Below are 17,760 nucleotides of genomic sequence, written 5' to 3'. Positions count from 1 at the left end.
TTACGATATACGAATTATCCACTATCATGTGGAATGTTTACTTCCAGATTCACGACTAGGATAATCGTAAATCAAAAATGAAATATTTTAGAATTGAAGACCGCCTTCACGAGCTCCATCACCTACAGCTTTAACACGTCCGTGATATAAATTACCACCACGATCAAAAACTATAGAACCGATTCCAATTTCTGTTGCTTTACGAGCGATCGCAGCACCAGCCAATTTAGATTTTTCGCTTTTAGTTACTTTTTGAGCAGCGATATCTTTATCTCTTGTAGATGCAGCAGCGATAGTGATCCCTTCTTCATCATTAATCAATTGAAGATAAATATCAGAATTACTACGAAAAACAGCCAAACGAGGTCTTGTTGCAGTACCGCTAATTTTAGTGCGGATACGGTAACGAATCTTTTGTTTATTAGAAATTTTTGCCATTATGCTATATTTAAAGCTTACGGAAGTTGCCGTAAGCATCTATTTTTAAAATTATTTACCAGCAGCTTTACCAGCTTTACGACGGATAAATTCACCCACGTATTTAACACCTTTTCCTTTGTAAGGTTCTGGTTTACGAAGACTACGGATCTTAGCAGCGACCTGACCTAATAATTGTTTATCATAACTTTCTAATGTAATCAAAGGATTTTTACCTTTTTCAGTAAGAGTAGTTACTTTCAATTCACTAGGAACATCAATGATGATGTTGTGAGAATAACCTAAAGATAAATCCAAAACATTACCTTGGTTAGCGGCTTTATAACCTACACCGACCAATTCCAATTGTTTTGTATAACCTTCAGATACACCTACTACCATGTTATGCAACAATGCACGATATAAGCCATGCAATGCACGATGACGAATTTGATCAGTAGGACGAGTTAGATAGATATGCTCATCTTTAACTTCTACCGTGATATCGCTATCAACAGTTTGAATCAATTCACCTTTTGGACCTTTTACTGTGATTGTGTTATCTTTAGCAACATTCACAGTCACGCCTTTTGCAAGCGCGATTGGACTTCTACCAATACGAGACATACAATATATGTTTTATATATTTAAAAATAACTCCCAACCGATCAGATGTGTATGTCCACCTTAATGTATCAGGAGTTTTTGAGCGCGCGAAGATACAAGATCTTCGCATATAAATAAAATATTAATAAATGCGGCACAAAACCTCACCACCAACATTTTCTTTTTTTGCTTGCTTGTCAGTCATCACACCTTTAGATGTAGAGATGATAGCGATACCTAAACCATTGAAAACAGCTTTGAAATCAGCTGGTTTAGAATATTGACGTAAACCTGGACGGCTGATTCTTTCTAAAACTCTGATAGCAGGTTGTTTAGTATCTACGTCATATTTCAACGCGATTTTGATCAAACCTTGTTTGCTGTCGTCTTCGAATTTGTATTTCAAAATGTAACCTTGATCATACAAAATCTCAGTAATACGTTTTTTTAGATTAGACGCTGGAATTTCTACAATACGGTGGCCTGCCATTTGAGCATTACGTATTCTAGTAAGGAAATCAGCAATTGGATCTGTAGTTAACATATAATAAACCTCCTAACCTTCCTTAAGAAGGAATTTTGGAAATAAAAATTTAATAAAAAAATGAAGAAAGAAATATCTTTCAAAAGATAGCTTACCAGCTTGCTTTTTTAACGCCTGGGATTTTACCATCTAGAGCCATGTCACGGAACATAACACGAGCTAAGCCAAAATAACGCATATATCCTTTTGGACGACCAGTCAATTGACAACGATTTTTCAATCTTACTGGAGACGCATTACGAGGTAATTTGTCCAAAGCTGCGTAATCACCTGCTTCTTTAAGAGCTGCACGTTTATCAGCAAACTTAGCTACAAGTTCTTCTCTTTTCTTTTGTCTGGCGATAATTGATTTTCTAGCCATAATAAATTACACTATTTAAATATTATCAGTGCCCTTGAAAGGCACTAATAAATGAAATGATTAATTGTTATCTTTCTTTGCATTTTTGAATGGCATACCTAATGCTTTAAGCAATTCGTATGCTTCTTCGTTATTTGCAGCAGAAGTAACGAAAGTGATATCCATACCAGAAATCTTAGTTACTTTATCAATATCAATTTCTGGGAAAATGATTTGTTCAGTAACACCAAGTGTATAGTTACCTCTACCGTCGAATGCTTTATCACTCACACCTTTAAAATCACGTACACGAGGTAAAGCTACAGAGATCAAACGATCTAAGAACTCATACATCTTAACGCCACGTAAAGTTACACGAGCGCCGATTGGCATTCCTTTACGTAATTTAAAGTTAGAAATATCTTTTTTACTTAAAGTTTGTACAGCTTTTTGACCAGAAATAGAAGTCAATTCTTCTACAGAAACTTCTACTAATTTCTTATCAGCCACTGCACCATTAACACCACGATTAATACAGATTTTTTCCAATTTAGGAACCTGCATGGTGCTTTTGTATTCGAATTTTTTAGCCAAGGCAGGTACAACTTCATTTTTGTACTTAGTTGCTAACCTTGGAATGTAAGTTACAGTACTCATTATTTTATAGCCTCCCCTGATTTTTTAGAAATACGAATTACTTTACCGTCTTGGCGTGTACGTTTAACTTTAGTCGGAGCACCAGCTTTAGCATCCCACAGTTGGACATTGCTGATGGCAATTGGAGCTTCTACTTTTACAATACCACCTTTAGTATTTTGAGCAGAAGGTTTAGTATGTTTAGTTACGATATTAGCTCCTTCAACTAATACACGACCTTTATCCAAAATTACTTCCAATACAGTACGTGGTTTTTTCAAATCTTTATCATCACCTGCGATGATTACAACTTGATCGCCTTTTTTTATATTGTATTTGGGTTTAAATCTATTACTCATACCCTGGATCCCTTATGGGATAATTTAAAAAAATGAAAAATATTATTTAGCGTAGTTTCATTGATACTACAATACTTCTGGAGCCAAAGATATAATCTTCATATAACCTTTATCACGCAATTCACGCGCTACTGGTCCGAAGATACGTGTACCACGAGGTTCATCAGAAGCATTCAATAATACTACTGCATTGTCATCGAAACGGATATAAGATCCATCTTTACGACGCAATTTGTTTTTGGTACGTACAATTACAGCTTTGGAAACAGTACCTTTTTTTACGTTACCTGCTGGTATAGCAGACTTAATAGTAACAACTATTTTGTCTCCAATATGAGCATAATCTTGACCAGAGTTGCCAAGAACACGAATACAAAGTACTTCTTTTGCTCCACTATTGTCGGCTACATTTAGCCTACTTTCTTGCTGAATCATTTTATTTTACTTTTAGCTCTCTGATACTATGTATCGTCGAGCAATGATTAACTTTATTCAGAGGCTGTCACAATGTATTTGAATCTGCAACAGCATGTGTTGTAAAAACTATTTAGCTTTTTCAACGATTTCCACCAATCTCCAACGTTTCGTTTTAGAAAGAGGACGAGTTTCCATGATCTTTACAGTATCTCCGATGTTACATTCATTGTTTTCATCGTGAGCATGGAATTTGGTAGTTTTTTTAAGGAACTTACCATAAATAGGGTGTTTTACTTTTCTTTCAACAGCAACTGTGATTGATTTTGTCATTTTGTTGCTGCTAACAACACCTATTCTTGTTTTACGCAAATTTCTTTCAGCCATTATACTATATTTTAAGCTTTACGCTCTGTCGAGCACTATTTTTTCTTTGCCTATGCAAGCGCAGAAAAATGCGCTCGTTCTTCTTTAAAATTAAGCTTTTGACTTCGCAGCCAAGGCAGTTTTTATACGGGCAATATCCCTTCTAAGGCTACGGATCGTCATTGGATTTTCCAAAGGAGAAATTGCATGTGCAAATTCTACTTTTTTCAAACGCAATTCTTCTTCAACAAGTCTTGCATTCAAATCTTCAGCGCTTAATCCTTGAAGGCTTTTATTAAATTCTACAGCTTTATTTGCCATGGTATTTATATTTGAATATTGTTCTGTCACTTACTTTTGAGGGTAAATGAACTTTTTTATTAATCAGTTACCAAGTCTCTTCTAATAACCATTTTGGTTTTAATTGGAAGTTTTTGAGAAGCTAATCTGAAAGCTTCTTTAGCTACCTCAAGAGATACGCCATCCACTTCAAATATGATACGACCTGGATCGACTACAGCAGCCCAAAATTCAGGGTTACCTTTACCTTTACCCATACGTACCGCAGCTGGTTTACGAGTAATAGGTTTATCAGGAAATATTCTAATCCAAACGTTACCTTCACGGTTCATAGCACGTGTCAAAGACTGACGAGCTGCCTCCAATTGACGGTTATTCATCCAAATTGGCTCAATTGCTTTTAAGGCATAAGAACCAAATTCGATGGTAGCTCCTCTCTTGGTAACATTGCGAGGATGTCCTTTTTGTGATTTTCTGTGTTTTGTTCTTTTTGGCTGTAACATTATTAGCCCTCCTTAGTCTTTAATGAAAAAGACATTTTAATACGTTCGATTAAGTAATATTTAATTTCATAATCCAGTCTTTCGACTGAATCAGATATTAATTGTTATGTCTACGTTCTCTTCTATCACCACGGCGATCATTGTTACCGCGACGATCTTCGAATCCACCTCTTCTATCGTTAGCAGCATCTTTACCACTTAAGATATTAGGGTTTAAATCTCTTTTTCCAAGAACTTCACCTTTACAAATCCAAACTTTAATACCGATTTTTCCATATACAGTCATTGCATATACGTTAGAATAATCAATATCCATACGGAAAGTATGTAGAGGTACACGACCTTGCTTAATTTCTTCGCGACGAGCTATTTCAGCACCACCTAGACGGCCGCCAACTTTAACTTTGATACCTTCAGCACCCATACGTAATGCAGAAGCGATCGCCATTTTAATAGCACGTTTGTAATTAATACGGTTTTCGATTTGACGAGCGATTGTATCTGCTACGATAGCTGCATCAGTTTCTGGACGACGTATTTCAAGAATGTTGATTTGAACATCAGACTTGCCAGTCAATTTTTTCAATTCTTCTTTGATACGATCCACTTCACTACCACCTTTACCAATGATAATACCTGGTTTAGAAGTATGTATAGTAACGATCAATTTACCTAAAGTACGTTCGATAACAATTCTAGCGATACCACCTTTGCTGATACGAGCAGTAAGGTATTTTCTGATTTTGTTATCCTCGATCAAACGGTTAGCATATTCTTTTTTGCTACCATACCAGTTACTTTCCCATCCACGGATGATACCTAACCTGTTACCAATTGGATTTGCTTTTTGACCCATTTCGTAAGTTTGATAATAGTGTGTATCTCATGTGACATACACACTGGTTATAATTATTTATTTATTATCTACAGCTTTTTTGTCTACTGCTAAAGTAACGTGGTTGCTACGTTTACGTACTCTGTAACCACGACCTTGAGGTGCTGGACGCATACGTTTCAATGTACGACCACCATCTACAAATACAGTTTTAACAATAAGGTTTGCATCAGCTGCGCTTTCACCATTGTTTTTTTGTTCCCAATTGGCAATTGCACTCTTTAGCAATTTTGCTAAAGGCACTGAATTCGTTTGAGGATGGAATTCCAAAATGTTAAGTGCTTTTTCCACTTCCATTCCGCGGATTACATCAGCCAACAAACGCATTTTGCGAGGACCTGTAGGATAATTTCTTAATTTAGCTACTGCTTCCATTTTCTTTAGTTGTATGCCTTCTTAAAAAAGGCGATTTACTTAAAACTATTTTTTGCTACCAGCGTGACCTCTGAAGTTTCTTGTTGGAGCAAATTCACCTAATTTGTGGCCAACCATAAATTCTGTAACGTATACAGGAATAAATTTGTTGCCGTTGTGTACTGCAAATGTGTGTCCTACAAAGTCAGGAGAAATAGTAGATCTACGGCTCCAAGTCTTGATAACAGATTTTTTTGCAGTTCCTTCGTTGATTGCAATAACTTTTGCTTCTAAGTTAAAATCAATGTAAGGACCTTTTTTAATTGAACGAGGCATATTCTATTTTGCTTTTTGTTTATTTATCCAACTTATTCAAATTGGGCAATTTTAACAATGATTGAATTATTTTGCTAATTTCTTACCGTTTCTTCTTTGTATAATTAGCTTATCGGATCCTTTCTTCTTACGAGTAATTTCACCTTTAGCATATTTACCAGTACGGCTACGAGGGTGTCCACCTGAAGATTTACCTTCACCACCACCCATTGGGTGATCTACTGGGTTCATGGCAACACCACGAACACGAGGACGGATACCTTTCCAACGGTTAGCACCTGCTTTACCTTGTTTGATCAATTGATGATCTCCATTGGAAGCAATACCAACAGTTGCATAACATTCGATCAATACACGTCTCAACTCACCAGAAGGCATTTTGATAACCGCATATTTTGATTCTTTACCAGCTAATTGAGCAGAAGCACCTGCACTTCTAGCCAATTTAGCACCTGCTCCTGGTTGTAATTCGATATTATAAACTACAGTACCTAAAGGAATATTTTTCAATTTCAAAGCATTACCCAATTCTGGAGCAACTGCGTCACCTGCGATAAGAGTAGTACCTACTTGAAGACCTTGAGGAGCAATGATATATCTTTTTTCACCATCAGTGTATTCCAACAATGCGATGAATGCTGTACGGTTTGGATCGTATTCAATAGATACAACTTTTGCTTCGATTTCTCTCTTGTCTCTTTTGAAATCTATGATACGATAATGTTGTTTGTGACCGCCACCGATATAGCGCATAGATCTACGACCGGAACTGTTACGACCACCAGTTTTCTTTTTTGGAGCTAACAAACTTTTTTCAGGTTTGTTAGTTGTAATTTCAGCATAGGCATTCCCGATTTTCCAACGGGTACCTGCTGTCATTGGTCTGTATTTTTTTAATGCCATTTTATATTCTTTTGTGCAGATTTTTCAGCTCCGCGTACTATAAAATCAGTTTAAATTAAATGCTAGCGTAAAGATCGATTGCTTCGCCTTCAGCTACAGTTACATAAGCTTTTTTATATGCAGGTTTTACACCTTTGATAAATCCAGCTTTTGTGTAACGTGTTTTATTTTTTCCTGGAACGACTACTGTATTTACAGCAATTACATTCACTCCGTAGAAAGATTCAACGGCAGATTTAATTTCAAGCTTATTTGCTTTTCTGTTTACTTTGAAAGCGTATCTGCGAAGCGTTTCTTGCTGAGCATTAGCTTTTTCTGTAAGAATTGGCTTGATTAAAATATCAGTAATTTTCATTTTAATTGCTTTAAAAGATGGTAAATTAAGCTACTGCTTCTTCAACTTCAGTAAATACTTTTGCTGCGCTTTCTACGAATACTAAAACATCTGAATTGATGATGTCATAAGTATTGATATCTGCTAGGCTAGAACCTAAGATAGTAGGGATGTTGCGCATGCTTAAGTAAACATTTTCATCATATCCTGCGAATACGAAATATGCTTTTTTACCTTCTACTTTCAAATTGTTAATTAATTCAACAAATTGTTTAGTTTTTGGAGCTTCATAATTGAAGTCTTCTACTACAAGGATTGCGCTATCTTTAGCTTTGTAAGTCAACGCACCAATTTTTGCTAAATCTTTAACTTTCTTGTTTAATTTGAAAGTGTAGCTGTGAGGTTTTGGACCGAATACAGTACCACCACCTTTATATAAAGGGTTACGGATGTTACCTTTACGAGCACCACCAGTACCTTTTTGTTTGTGTAATTTTTTGCTAGAACCTTTAACTTCAGCACGTGTTTTCACTTTGTGAGTGCCTTGACGTTGTGCAGCTAAATATTGTTTAACGGCCAAGTATATTACGTGATCGTTAGGTTCGCCTGCGAATATTTCATCTGGTAATTCAACTGATCTACCAGTGGTAATTCCTTTTGTATTTAAAACTTCTAATTGCATTGTTGTTCAGATTAAGATTATTTCTGGATGAAAACGATAGAACCAATATGACCTGGTACTGATCCGCTTACCAAGATATAATTTTTCTCAGGGAATATTTTTACGACTTTAAGGCCTTTCATTTTAACTCTGTCGTTACCCATACGACCGCCCATACGCATACCTTTCAATACACGAGAAGGAGTAGATGATGCACCAATAGAACCAGGCGCACGATCACGATCATGTTGTCCGTGTGTAGCTTCACCTACACCATGGAATCCATGACGTTTAACGACACCTTGAAATCCTTTACCTTTGGATATACCTACAACGTCAACAGATTCGCCTTCTGCGAATATTTCAGTTGTGATAGTATCACCAAGTGTTTTTTCTTCAAAATAATCACGAAATTCTTTTACAACTTTTTTAGCCGAAGTGTTGGCTTTTGCGAAGTGTTGGATAGCAGCTTTGGTAGCATTTTTTTCTTTCTTGTCACCAAATGCAAGTTGTAAAGCGTTGTAACCATCAGAGTCTTTAGTTTTAACTTGAGTTACAACATTGGGACCAGCTTCAATGATGGTAACGGCAATCTGACGGCCTTCTGGTCCGTAGATGCTGGTCATCCCCAATTTTTTTCCAATAATACCTTTCATTACGTGCGCTTTTGCGCCCCTCTAGGTTGTTGAGACAACCCCTGCGCGTTTGCGGGGTTTCAATCTCCTGTTTCCTGACGACCTTTTCCGTTCTTGTTCTACAACTTGGAAGTACCGGCAGTAAACAAACCTCGAAGGGCCTGTTTAATATGTATCCTAATTTTTGTTTAGAATTAGGATGGTTTACAATTCAGAGCTCTTTTTTCATCCGTTATGCGCGGATTGATTGAGAGATGATACAAAGAATTTATTACACTAAAATCTCGGAGAGATAAAGCTGTTAAGCTTTGATTTCAACCTCAACACCAGATGGTAAGTCTAATTTAGACAATGCATCTACTGTACGAGAAGAAGAAGTGTAAATGTCCAACAAGCGTTTGTGTGTAGCTAATTGGAACTGCTCGCGACTCTTTTTGTTTACGTGTGGAGAACGCAATACAGTGAAAATTCTTTTGTGAGTAGGTAAAGGAATAGGACCTGTTACGGCTGCACCTGTACCACGAACTGTTTTAACGATTTTTTCAGCAGATTTATCTACCAAATTGTGATCGTAAGACTGTAATTTAATTCTGATTCTTTGAGACATAGCGTAAACCCAATTTTGTCATTGGGAGCGCAAAGGTAAACCTAGTTTTCGAATAAGCAAATTATTTTTCCACTTTTTTTGAAAAAATTGTGGATTATTTTAATATTTCACCTTTTTTATCCAGATTTTGACAATCTAAGAACTTATCTAGCGAAGATAATCAAATTGTGGCACACATTTTTATTTGTAACTTTAGAGCTCATATTTTCTATTCTACTACATTATGCATAAAGTCTCTAACTTCTTATCAGGAATCCTTTGTTTGTGTTTTTTATCCAAAACTAATGCACAGCAAATTCAAAAATTGACGCACTTTTATATGCAATCATCCTCTCAAGTGAAGCAAGATGGCATACTTTTATCTTCTCGAGATTGCAAATCTTCTAGTTATTGGTTTCCCGTGAATGTACCATCTACCGTTTTAAAAGGATTAGTAGACAATCATATTTACCCCAATCCATATATAGGAATGAATAATATGTATATTCCAGACGCATCTGATTCCTTTAATACCAAGTACAGCTTATCCCAATATTCGTATTTACCAAATGAGGAAAATCCCTGGAAAAAGCCTTATTGGTATCGAACGAGTTTTACGCTTGAAAAAGCATCGAATAAAACTTATTTACTCGATTTTAAAGGAATTAATTATCGTGCAGAGGTTTGGGTAAATGGTGAAAAAGTCGCTGATAGTTCGCAAATGGTGGGCATGTTTGCCGAGTATGAAATTAACATCACCAAAGCAGCCCACGCTGGGCAAATGAATTATTTAGCCGTTAAAATTTATCCATTGGATTATCCTGGCGAACCCGATTCGGAACAACTGAAAGCACTTGGACCTTTCTTTTTAAATGGCGGACCAACCGGAGATATTGGAAAAAATGTAACTATGTTATCCTCTGTTGGTTGGGACTGGATGCCTCCAGTACGTGATCGCAATATGGGCATCTGGCAACCGGTATTTGTAAAAACAATAGGGGCAATTTCATTAGAAAAACCACATATAACTACAAAATTTGAGAACAATGATACGACTAAAGCATTGGTAAATGCAGCTTACACCCTTGCAAATCACTCGGAAAAAGAGGTAAATGGGATATTAGAAATTATCATTTCACCAGAAAAATTCGCTGGTAACACCATTCATCTAACCCGAAATTTTCATTTAGATAAAAATCAAACACAAGAGCTAAATTTCTCACCCGAAAAATTTGCTCAATTACATATCTCCCATCCAAAACTCTGGTGGCCAGTTGGTTACGGTAATCCTAATCTATATAATATCACTGCTAAAGTCACCTATGACAATGCAATTTCGGATACCAATCATATTCAATTTGGCATTCGTACCGTATCATCTACAGCTAAACTCGAAAGAGGAGTTACCCGCAGGGATTTTTATGTAAATGGCAAAAGAGTGTACTTAGTTGGTGGTGCTTGGGTGCCTGATTTACTGGTCAACCGAGATTCTATGCGTTATGAAGAAGAATTACAATTATGTAAAACTGCCAATGTTAATTTAGTTCGTATTTGGGGCGGCGGCATTACTCCTCCTGACAATTTTTGGAATATTGCAGATCGTCTTGGTTTGCTTGTATGGAGTGATTTTTGGATAACTGGCGATACACAAGGAGAATTTAAAGGTTCATCCGACTGGCCTTTGCAAGGCAATGTATTTACCCAAAATGTCATTAGCACGATTTATCGCATTCGTAATCATCCATCCTTATTGGTTTGGACAGGAGGAAATGAAGGTCACGCGCGCAAAGAATTATATGATGTGATGCGTAATAATGTAATTACGTTGGATGGTACTAGACCTTTTATCCCTAGTTCGTCCGGTTTTGCACATTTACCCAAAGGTTGGCAAGGCTCATACCCAGATAATCAGCCTTCTGGTGTATATAGTGGTGGACCTTACGCATGGAAAAAGCCAAGTGATTATTTCTGGTTGGCGGACACTGCGAGAGATTGGGTATTTAAAGATGAGACGGGAATTCCATCTCAACCGCCGATGAGTACTTTGCCCAAAATAATTCCTAATCTTACTTGGGATACTACCTTACCTTATCCACTCAACCATACTTGGGGTTATCATGACGCCGCAACAGGGGCGGGAAAATATGATGACTATTATAATAAAATGGTTCAATATTATGGCCAGCCTAGTTCTCTGAATGATTTTTCTACTAAAATGCAACTGATGAATTGGGTGGGTTATCAAGGTATATTTGAAGCAGCACAACACAAATTGAATGAAAACGGCGGTGTCATGTTGTGGAAATTAAATGCCGCTTTCCCAAGCGTAATTTGGCAAATTTATGATTGGTATTTGCAACCAAATGCGGGTTTTTATGCGATGCAAAATGCTTGTGCACCTATTCACATCCAGTTAAATCCAAAAAATTCGGATATTGAAATTATTAATAAATCTTATGAAAATCAATCATTTACTGCGAATGTGAGTTTAATTGATGCATTGGGAAAAGAAATTAAAAAGCAATCCTTTTCCAAGTTTAATTCGGATTCTTCTGCTGTAAAGATTTTGGGTAATTTATCTAAATGGATGGTAGGTAAAAATAATTTGCAATACGTTTTTTTGCAATTAAATGACGCTCATGGAAATAGCATTTCTAAAAATGTATATTGGTTAAATGAGCAGAATAATTACGGAGATATTGAAAAGTTGCCGGCACCAAATATTACAATAACCCAAAACAAGTCAGATGTAAATTCATTTGATTTTACTGTAAAAAATGCTGGGTCGAACTTGGCATTTTTCCTTAATCTTCAATTAATTGCAGATGGCGAAGAAATTCATTCTGCTAAATGGAGCGACAATTACATTTCTTTATTATCTGGCTCATCGGAAAATATTGCAGTTCATTTTAAAAAACAATCCTTTCAAAAATTGGAGTTAGAGGTAACAGATGTAAATGGAAACGTTACTAAATTAGAATTGAATTAAAAGCTAAAAAACATGAATAATTGACCAAATCCCCTTCATTATATGCCGATTATAGAAGTCTTTTTAAGAAGTTATAGGTATTTTAGACATTTGCTTTAAACAAATAAATATACCATGCTTCATCATATTGTAGATTTAATTCCAGTTTTGTTATGTCTTATCATTGCCATTTATTATGGAAATAAAGAAAATCAAAATGGAAATTAATTAAAAAGATTTGCCTCAACCTTAGACATCCAAAAGCCCTTCAAATTCAGAAAATTTGAAGGGCTTTTGGATAAGTTCTTAATGTATTATGCAATCGTAATATTCGCATCCAAATACACATCTTGAATGGCGTTCAATAGAGCAACCCCATCTTTCATAGATTTTTGGAATGCTTTTCTACCACTAATTAAGCCAGTACCTCCTGCCCTCTTATTAATTACAGCAGTTCGTACCGCCTCTGCAAGATCGCTATCCCCTTTAGATTCTCCACCCGAATTGATCAATCCTAATCTTCCCATATAACAATTGGCTAATTGATACCTGGTAAGATCGATTGGATTTTCTGTTGTTAATTTGGAATATACCAATGGATTTGTTTTTCCAAAACCAATAGCAGTGAACCCTCCGTTATTGGTAGGTTGCTTTTGCTTAATAATATCCGCTTTGATCGTCACACCGATGTGGTTAGCCTGTCCAGTAAGATCCGCCGAAGTTTCGTAATTTATTTTGTCTTTTGTAAAATCATTATTACGCAAATAGCACCACAACACCGTCGCCATACCTAGTTCATGCGCGTATTCAAATGCCTGTGAAACTTCCACAATCTGCCTATCGCTATTATCCGAACCAAAATAAATCGTTGCACCAATTGCGGCCGCCCCCATATTCCAAGCTTCTTTAATCGTACCAAACATAATCTGATCATATTTGGTTGGATAAGTCAATAATTCATTGTGATTAATCTTTACGATAAAGGGTATTTTATGTGCATATTTTCGAGCGACAGAACCCAATACGCCGAAGGTGGAAGCTACAGCATTACATCCACCTTCAATGGCTAACTTGACAATATTTTCACTATCAAAATATATAGGATTTGGTGCAAATGAAGCGGCTGCGCTATGCTCAATCCCTTGATCCACAGGTAAAATAGATACATAACCTGTATTGGCTAGTCTACCTCGACTGCTGTACAAAGCTTCTATATTACGCAAAGTCTGTACATTCCTATCGGAAATCCCAAAAATATCTTCCACATGAGTGGGCGATGGCAAGTGCAAAGAAGAGGAGGGTATCGTGGTACATTTGTGTTGGAGCAAACTTTCGGCTTCTTTTCCCAAAAGTTCTTCAATGTTTACTTTTTTCATTTTGTAGGTTATTTTATCAACTTTTCAATAGTAACAATTTACGTGCAAATTTGTTTTTTCATTCATATTCAATCAAATAGATAAAATTAAATTCTCAATAATGTATTCCTTAAATGATAGCTATAAAGATATCTTCCTCACGGCTCACTCCACTAATGTGGTTTGTATTTTGCCTCTTTAAATATTTGATCTGCAGGGGTATCCATTAAGTGAATTAAGGTAGTTTTTTCATTTTTTTCCATCCATTTCTTGACAATCTGCCAGCCAATGAATGTACCAATATTACCAGGCGAGTCCTCTCCTAATGCGTTTGTTTTGGGTCCATCATTAACATACTCCCGAGTTTCATCTAACTCAATGGAATACAATAAATTATTTACAGTAAAATAATTCCAAATCGCTTCTTCTCTTTTGTAACTACCTTCCAATTGATCATTTGTGTAACCAATTTTTACCGTGTCTGCGACATAAGGTAGCAATTGATCCAATACATACATCCTCTTACCCGCTTCAATCATTTGCTGTACCAAAGGCAAACTTTGAGATTTATTGGGATACATGTCTTCAATAAGATTTTTGACACAATTCACTGGCAAATATTCGGGTTCAAATCGTCTCGTAATATAGGCTGGATAAATCGTCTGTATATATTCCGTATTGTAAGCAGGGAAATCTTTACCCAAATACATCTGCAATCCGACTGCCATTCCGGAGCTTGTTAACACATTGCCATAACCATCGAAGGGGCCAACAAATGTGATCAATTTATCAGGCGCTTTGTAAAATGGAAAATACACATGAATCAATTTCATAGCTAATTGTAAAGGTTCCAGAGTTTTATTCAAATCTTTGAAATGAACCTGCACGGAATCATTAATGGATTGATAATCATGTATAAATGTGGGCAAATGCATTCTCACGCTATCTGGAAATGGAGGAATCCCAACAATATTGTACAAAAAATCTTTCGTAAAATTGCCATATTTGGCATCCAATTGTCCTAATTTTTGATCGATATTTTCATTTGCCGGTGCAAATAAATCTTGTTCAAAACGGACAACTTTCAACGAAGCTTTTACATTTGAGACATCGGGCACATTTCTTTTTTTATCTTTACATCCAAAAAGTAAAATAAGCGGACAGATAAAAAATAAGATTTTTTTCATGCGGTAAAATTAGTTGTTCGTACGAAAAAAACACACCATCTGTTTTAAGAAAAATAATACGCATTTATGAACATCCTACTCGCGCAACAAAATTATCATATTGGAAATTTTGAATCTAATACCGAAAAAATCTTACAAGCCATCGCAGAGGCAAAAGCACAACATGCCGATTTAATTGTATTCGGCGAATTGTCCATCTGCGGTTATCCGCCTAGGGATTTTTTGGAATTCAAAGATTTTGTTGATAGAAGTTATGCATGTATCGAGCAAATCAAACAAGCAGCCACCGATATTGCGGTTTTGGTAGGCGGACCAGCGCGCAATCCAGAAATTCAGGGAAAAAACCTTTTTAATGCGGCATTTTTCCTTTACGAAGGGGAAATCAAAGCGGAAATACATAAAACCCTTTTGCCCACCTACGATATTTTCGATGAAGATCGTTATTTTGAACCTGCACACGAATGGAAAGTTGTAGAATTTAAAGGTAAAAAATTGGCAATTACAATTTGTGAAGATATTTGGAATCTGGGAGATAATCCTTTGTATACGGAATGTCCGATGGATGTGTTGACCAAGCAAAATCCGGATGTGATGATTAATCTAAGTGCTTCGCCATTCGATTATAATCATGCCACCAATCGTAAAGCCATTGTAAAAGCAAATGTGAAAAAATATGGCATTCCGATGTTTTATTGCAATACGGTCGGTAGCCAAACGGAAGTTATCTTCGATGGTGCATCTTTGATTTTTGATAAAGCGGGAAATGTAATTAAAGAATTCCCATCTTTTGTAGAAGTTTTGGATGGAGCTATTTTGAAAGACAATAATTCCGTAGAAGGTAATATTCAAATACCTGCGATTCAAGTTGCCGACAAGGAAAATGTATTGGAAAAATTGGAGCCGACATTAAATATTGCAGCAATTTATGACGCTTTAGTTTTGGGAATTAGAGATTATTTCCAAAAAATGAAATTCAAGCAAGCCATTATTGGTTCGTCTGGGGGTATTGATAGCGCGGTGACTATTGCATTAGCATGTGAGGCTTTGGGTCCGGAAAATGTACGTGCGGTATTGATGCCATCACCTTATTCTACAAGCCATTCAGTAGACGATGCAGTTCGTTTGAGTGAAAATCTGAACAACCCTTACGATATTATTCATATTGATAAAATCTACGAATCCTTTTTATCTGAACTCCAACCCATATTTGAAGATCGTCCTTTCTCGGTAGCAGAAGAGAATATTCAAAGCCGAACAAGAGGCAATTTATTGATGGCAATTGCCAACAAATTGGGATATATCTTATTGAATACCAGTAATAAAAGTGAGCTAAGTACCGGTTATGGCACTTTGTATGGCGACATGGCTGGCGGTCTTGGCGTATTAGGAGATTGTTACAAATTGCAAGTATATGCTTTGGCGAGATACATCAATCGAAATGAAGAAATCATTCCAGAAAATATTATTACAAAAGCTCCCAGCGCAGAGTTAAGACCCAATCAAAAAGATAGCGACAGCTTACCTGATTACGAAGTTTTGGATCAAATCTTATTCCAATATATTGAAAAACGTAACGGACCGAACGACATTAAAGCATTGGGCTACGATCCAGCATTGGTCGATCGTACATTGAAAATGGTGAATACCAATGAATACAAACGCAATCAATTTTGCCCCATTATCCGAATTTCACCTAAAGCTTATGGCGTCGGTAGAAGAGTACCAATTGTTGGAAAATATTTGTCGTAATAGTTTGATTTGGATGATTTGATAATTAAAGAACAAGTGCCTGTTACAACTTTTTTATTCTGAATATGTCTTAAACAAAACGCTCATTCAAAATGAAAAGGATCATTCTTCCAATTGTCTTAATGCTTATTGAAATACTTTCTAATAATGCCTACGGGCAAAATTCAGAATCAATCCATAGTATTTTACAATTAGTGTCTCAAAATCTTAAGCATTTAGGAAAAGTAAGTTATAATTACTCTCGTGAGACTAATTATGCTTCGGAAGATTATCACAATAAATTTTCAGGTACGTCCTACATTGATTTTAGTCAACTAAACCCTACTTTTCAATTAGAGACGGCTGCCTATAAAACAATTTATAACGGAAATGAGTCCTTTTTAATGGATAAAAAAGATAGGACGATGGAGATTGCCTTCAAACCCAACTATAATTCATTTGTAAATCTTTCTTTTTTTGTAAATTCTCTTTTCACCCTTAGAAACGGACTTTCTTTATTTATTGCTGATAGCAGTGTTGAAAAAAGGATAACAGATACGCTAATATCTGGTAAATCCTATCTTGAAGTTACTTGTACTCTACACAATAAAACACTCAACGGATTTGGAAACGAAACAACACCTACCACATTGAAAAGGGATTTTCTATATCATATCATTATAGACAAAACCACATATCTGCCAATTGCTGTAATTCAAAAAAATGATGCAGAGCCAAAGGATTTTATGACAACAACGTTTTCGAATATTAAAAATAACGTTGCAGCTCCTGGTGAATTATCTTGGTATTTTTCGACATATGCAAATGATTTTAAAATTATATCCAAGAAAAAACTAGAGCTAATTAAGCCAAATGTTTCCGCTCCGGATTGGAGCTTACCATTTTATGATAGTTCTGACTCATTGCAACTTAAAAATTTGAAAGGTAAAGTTATATTATTGGATTTTTGGATGAAGAACTGCGGTCCATGCATTGCTTCCGTACCAAAACTGAATGAATTAATGAAAAAATATCAAAATAAATTGAATTTAATAGGGATAAATAGGTACGATTCAAAAAAGGACATAGATGTTTTTTATAAAAAACATAATCCCGATTATAGAACATTATATGATGTCACGGGAATCGTAACAAAAGCCTATGGAGTTGATGGTTTTCCTCAACTTGTTCTTATTGATACTCATGGAATTGTACGATATGCCGGCAACTCAGATATTGGCGTAGTAGAAAAAATCCTCGACAATAATTTGCAATAGAGCATACTTTCTCTCATCGCGCGCAAACATTAGTTTAGTGAGGAACGAGCGATGCT

At 36.0% G+C, this 17,760-nt stretch carries 23 protein-coding genes; 3 read left to right on the top strand and 20 right to left on the bottom strand.

Going from position 1 to position 17,760, the window contains the following annotated elements:
• Positions 1 to 87: 87 nt before the first annotated feature.
• The 18 genes from rplR to rpsJ form a co-directional block, all read right to left on the bottom strand.
• A complete protein-coding gene (gene rplR / locus E0W69_RS18450) occupies positions 88 to 477 on the bottom strand; it encodes a 50S ribosomal protein L18 (RefSeq protein ID WP_304487933.1) in 390 nt (129 codons plus the stop codon).
• Between the two features lie 12 nt (positions 478 to 489).
• Complete coding sequence (rplF, locus tag E0W69_RS18445; protein WP_131331538.1) at positions 490 to 1,044, bottom strand: 50S ribosomal protein L6; 555 nt, start codon at positions 1,042 to 1,044, stop codon at positions 490 to 492.
• A 121-nt stretch (positions 1,045 to 1,165) separates the two neighbouring features.
• The gene (gene rpsH, locus E0W69_RS18440; RefSeq protein WP_131331537.1) at positions 1,166 to 1,567 is read right to left on the bottom strand and encodes a 30S ribosomal protein S8; all 402 of its coding nucleotides are present in this window, start codon (positions 1,565 to 1,567) and stop codon (positions 1,166 to 1,168) included.
• A gap of 91 nt (positions 1,568 to 1,658) precedes the next feature.
• Positions 1,659 to 1,928, bottom strand: a complete 270-nt coding sequence (gene rpsN, locus E0W69_RS18435) for a 30S ribosomal protein S14 (RefSeq protein WP_131331536.1) — start codon at positions 1,926 to 1,928, stop codon at positions 1,659 to 1,661.
• A 60-nt stretch (positions 1,929 to 1,988) separates the two neighbouring features.
• Positions 1,989 to 2,564 carry a 50S ribosomal protein L5 gene (gene rplE / locus E0W69_RS18430; protein ID WP_225321311.1) on the bottom strand — a complete coding sequence of 192 codons (576 nt, stop codon included), beginning with the start codon at positions 2,562 to 2,564 and terminating at the stop codon, positions 1,989 to 1,991.
• On the bottom strand, positions 2,564 to 2,902 hold the full coding sequence (rplX, locus tag E0W69_RS18425) for a 50S ribosomal protein L24 (RefSeq protein WP_131331535.1): 339 nt from the start codon (positions 2,900 to 2,902) through the stop codon (positions 2,564 to 2,566). Before rplX ends, rplE begins: the two co-directional genes overlap by 1 nt.
• A 66-nt stretch (positions 2,903 to 2,968) precedes the next feature.
• Positions 2,969 to 3,337, bottom strand: a complete 369-nt coding sequence (gene rplN / locus E0W69_RS18420) for a 50S ribosomal protein L14 (protein ID WP_131331534.1) — start codon at positions 3,335 to 3,337, stop codon at positions 2,969 to 2,971.
• A gap of 108 nt (positions 3,338 to 3,445) precedes the next feature.
• A complete protein-coding gene (gene rpsQ, locus E0W69_RS18415) occupies positions 3,446 to 3,703 on the bottom strand; it encodes a 30S ribosomal protein S17 (RefSeq protein ID WP_131331533.1) in 258 nt (85 codons plus the stop codon).
• 90 nt (positions 3,704 to 3,793) lie between these two features.
• A complete protein-coding gene (rpmC, locus tag E0W69_RS18410; protein ID WP_131331532.1) occupies positions 3,794 to 4,003 on the bottom strand; it encodes a 50S ribosomal protein L29 in 210 nt (69 codons plus the stop codon).
• A 59-nt stretch (positions 4,004 to 4,062) separates the two neighbouring features.
• Positions 4,063 to 4,485, bottom strand: a complete 423-nt coding sequence (gene rplP, locus E0W69_RS18405) for a 50S ribosomal protein L16 (protein WP_131331531.1) — start codon at positions 4,483 to 4,485, stop codon at positions 4,063 to 4,065.
• Positions 4,486 to 4,582: 97 nt separating this feature from the next.
• Positions 4,583 to 5,341, bottom strand: coding sequence for a 30S ribosomal protein S3 (rpsC, locus tag E0W69_RS18400; RefSeq protein WP_131331530.1), 759 nt, complete (start codon positions 5,339 to 5,341; stop codon positions 4,583 to 4,585).
• Between the two features lie 57 nt (positions 5,342 to 5,398).
• On the bottom strand, positions 5,399 to 5,755 hold the full coding sequence (rplV, locus tag E0W69_RS18395) for a 50S ribosomal protein L22 (RefSeq protein ID WP_131331529.1): 357 nt from the start codon (positions 5,753 to 5,755) through the stop codon (positions 5,399 to 5,401).
• A 45-nt stretch (positions 5,756 to 5,800) separates the two neighbouring features.
• Positions 5,801 to 6,070, bottom strand: a complete 270-nt coding sequence (gene rpsS / locus E0W69_RS18390; RefSeq protein ID WP_131331528.1) for a 30S ribosomal protein S19 — start codon at positions 6,068 to 6,070, stop codon at positions 5,801 to 5,803.
• Positions 6,071 to 6,136: 66 nt separating this feature from the next.
• Positions 6,137 to 6,973, bottom strand: coding sequence for a 50S ribosomal protein L2 (gene rplB / locus E0W69_RS18385; RefSeq protein ID WP_131331527.1), 837 nt, complete (start codon positions 6,971 to 6,973; stop codon positions 6,137 to 6,139).
• A 55-nt stretch (positions 6,974 to 7,028) separates the two neighbouring features.
• Positions 7,029 to 7,328, bottom strand: a complete 300-nt coding sequence (rplW, locus tag E0W69_RS18380) for a 50S ribosomal protein L23 (RefSeq protein WP_131331526.1) — start codon at positions 7,326 to 7,328, stop codon at positions 7,029 to 7,031.
• A 25-nt stretch (positions 7,329 to 7,353) separates the two neighbouring features.
• Positions 7,354 to 7,989 (bottom strand): 50S ribosomal protein L4, encoded by a 636-nt coding sequence (rplD, locus tag E0W69_RS18375; protein ID WP_131331525.1) that lies wholly within the window; start codon positions 7,987 to 7,989, stop codon positions 7,354 to 7,356.
• A 17-nt stretch (positions 7,990 to 8,006) separates the two neighbouring features.
• Positions 8,007 to 8,624: a 50S ribosomal protein L3 gene (rplC, locus tag E0W69_RS18370; protein WP_131331524.1), complete on the bottom strand. Its 618-nt coding sequence runs from the start codon at positions 8,622 to 8,624 to the stop codon at positions 8,007 to 8,009.
• Between the two features lie 280 nt (positions 8,625 to 8,904).
• Positions 8,905 to 9,210 carry a 30S ribosomal protein S10 gene (gene rpsJ / locus E0W69_RS18365; protein ID WP_131331523.1) on the bottom strand — a complete coding sequence of 102 codons (306 nt, stop codon included), beginning with the start codon at positions 9,208 to 9,210 and terminating at the stop codon, positions 8,905 to 8,907.
• A 319-nt stretch (positions 9,211 to 9,529) separates the two neighbouring features.
• On the opposite strand from rpsJ, the gene E0W69_RS18360 reads away from it, so the two are divergent.
• Positions 9,530 to 12,178 (top strand): glycoside hydrolase family 2 protein, encoded by a 2,649-nt coding sequence (locus E0W69_RS18360; RefSeq protein ID WP_191967902.1) that lies wholly within the window; start codon positions 9,530 to 9,532, stop codon positions 12,176 to 12,178.
• Positions 12,179 to 12,471: 293 nt separating this feature from the next.
• On the opposite strand, the gene E0W69_RS18355 is transcribed toward E0W69_RS18360, so the two are convergent.
• Positions 12,472 to 13,533, bottom strand: a complete 1,062-nt coding sequence (locus tag E0W69_RS18355; protein WP_131331521.1) for a class I fructose-bisphosphate aldolase — start codon at positions 13,531 to 13,533, stop codon at positions 12,472 to 12,474.
• Between the two features lie 152 nt (positions 13,534 to 13,685).
• Complete coding sequence (gldB, locus tag E0W69_RS18350) at positions 13,686 to 14,699, bottom strand: gliding motility lipoprotein GldB (protein ID WP_131331520.1); 1,014 nt, start codon at positions 14,697 to 14,699, stop codon at positions 13,686 to 13,688.
• 66 nt (positions 14,700 to 14,765) lie between these two features.
• Between gldB and E0W69_RS18345 the strand changes: the two genes are divergently transcribed.
• Positions 14,766 to 16,448 (top strand): NAD+ synthase, encoded by a 1,683-nt coding sequence (locus tag E0W69_RS18345; protein ID WP_131331519.1) that lies wholly within the window; start codon positions 14,766 to 14,768, stop codon positions 16,446 to 16,448.
• 92 nt (positions 16,449 to 16,540) lie between these two features.
• Positions 16,541 to 17,704, top strand: a complete 1,164-nt coding sequence (locus tag E0W69_RS18340; protein ID WP_131331518.1) for a TlpA family protein disulfide reductase — start codon at positions 16,541 to 16,543, stop codon at positions 17,702 to 17,704.
• The last annotated feature ends 56 nt before the right edge of the window (positions 17,705 to 17,760 follow it).

The sequence above is a fragment of the Rhizosphaericola mali genome, assembly GCF_004337365.2.
GTDB classification, from domain to species: Bacteria; Bacteroidota; Bacteroidia; order Chitinophagales; family Chitinophagaceae; genus Rhizosphaericola; species Rhizosphaericola mali.
Note: the sequence above shows the minus strand (reverse complement) of the source record. Positions and strands in the feature narration are given on the sequence as shown.

Bases quoted from the DNA above. Each gene is read 5' to 3' on its own strand.
- rplR (WP_304487933.1), bottom strand. From the start codon at position 477: ATGCTTACGGCAACTTCCGTAAGCTTTAAATATAGCATAATGGCAAAA.
- rplF (WP_131331538.1), bottom strand. From the start codon at position 1,044: ATGTCTCGTATTGGTAGAAGTCCAATCGCGCTTGCAAAAGGCGTGACT.
- rpsH (WP_131331537.1), bottom strand. From the start codon at position 1,567: ATGTTAACTACAGATCCAATTGCTGATTTCCTTACTAGAATACGTAAT.
- rpsN (WP_131331536.1), bottom strand. From the start codon at position 1,928: ATGGCTAGAAAATCAATTATCGCCAGACAAAAGAAAAGAGAAGAACTT.
- rplE (WP_225321311.1), bottom strand. From the start codon at position 2,564: ATGAGTACTGTAACTTACATTCCAAGGTTAGCAACTAAGTACAAAAAT.
- rplX (WP_131331535.1), bottom strand. From the start codon at position 2,902: ATGAGTAATAGATTTAAACCCAAATACAATATAAAAAAAGGCGATCAA.
- rplN (WP_131331534.1), bottom strand. From the start codon at position 3,337: ATGATTCAGCAAGAAAGTAGGCTAAATGTAGCCGACAATAGTGGAGCA.
- rpsQ (WP_131331533.1), bottom strand. From the start codon at position 3,703: ATGGCTGAAAGAAATTTGCGTAAAACAAGAATAGGTGTTGTTAGCAGC.
- rpmC (WP_131331532.1), bottom strand. From the start codon at position 4,003: ATGGCAAATAAAGCTGTAGAATTTAATAAAAGCCTTCAAGGATTAAGC.
- rplP (WP_131331531.1), bottom strand. From the start codon at position 4,485: ATGTTACAGCCAAAAAGAACAAAACACAGAAAATCACAAAAAGGACAT.
- rpsC (WP_131331530.1), bottom strand. From the start codon at position 5,341: ATGGGTCAAAAAGCAAATCCAATTGGTAACAGGTTAGGTATCATCCGT.
- rplV (WP_131331529.1), bottom strand. From the start codon at position 5,755: ATGGAAGCAGTAGCTAAATTAAGAAATTATCCTACAGGTCCTCGCAAA.
- rpsS (WP_131331528.1), bottom strand. From the start codon at position 6,070: ATGCCTCGTTCAATTAAAAAAGGTCCTTACATTGATTTTAACTTAGAA.
- rplB (WP_131331527.1), bottom strand. From the start codon at position 6,973: ATGGCATTAAAAAAATACAGACCAATGACAGCAGGTACCCGTTGGAAA.
- rplW (WP_131331526.1), bottom strand. From the start codon at position 7,328: ATGAAAATTACTGATATTTTAATCAAGCCAATTCTTACAGAAAAAGCT.
- rplD (WP_131331525.1), bottom strand. From the start codon at position 7,989: ATGCAATTAGAAGTTTTAAATACAAAAGGAATTACCACTGGTAGATCA.
- rplC (WP_131331524.1), bottom strand. From the start codon at position 8,624: ATGAAAGGTATTATTGGAAAAAAATTGGGGATGACCAGCATCTACGGA.
- rpsJ (WP_131331523.1), bottom strand. From the start codon at position 9,210: ATGTCTCAAAGAATCAGAATTAAATTACAGTCTTACGATCACAATTTG.
- E0W69_RS18360 (WP_191967902.1), top strand. From the start codon at position 9,530: ATGCAATCATCCTCTCAAGTGAAGCAAGATGGCATACTTTTATCTTCT.
- E0W69_RS18355 (WP_131331521.1), bottom strand. From the start codon at position 13,533: ATGAAAAAAGTAAACATTGAAGAACTTTTGGGAAAAGAAGCCGAAAGT.
- gldB (WP_131331520.1), bottom strand. From the start codon at position 14,699: ATGAAAAAAATCTTATTTTTTATCTGTCCGCTTATTTTACTTTTTGGA.
- E0W69_RS18345 (WP_131331519.1), top strand. From the start codon at position 14,766: ATGAACATCCTACTCGCGCAACAAAATTATCATATTGGAAATTTTGAA.
- E0W69_RS18340 (WP_131331518.1), top strand. From the start codon at position 16,541: ATGAAAAGGATCATTCTTCCAATTGTCTTAATGCTTATTGAAATACTT.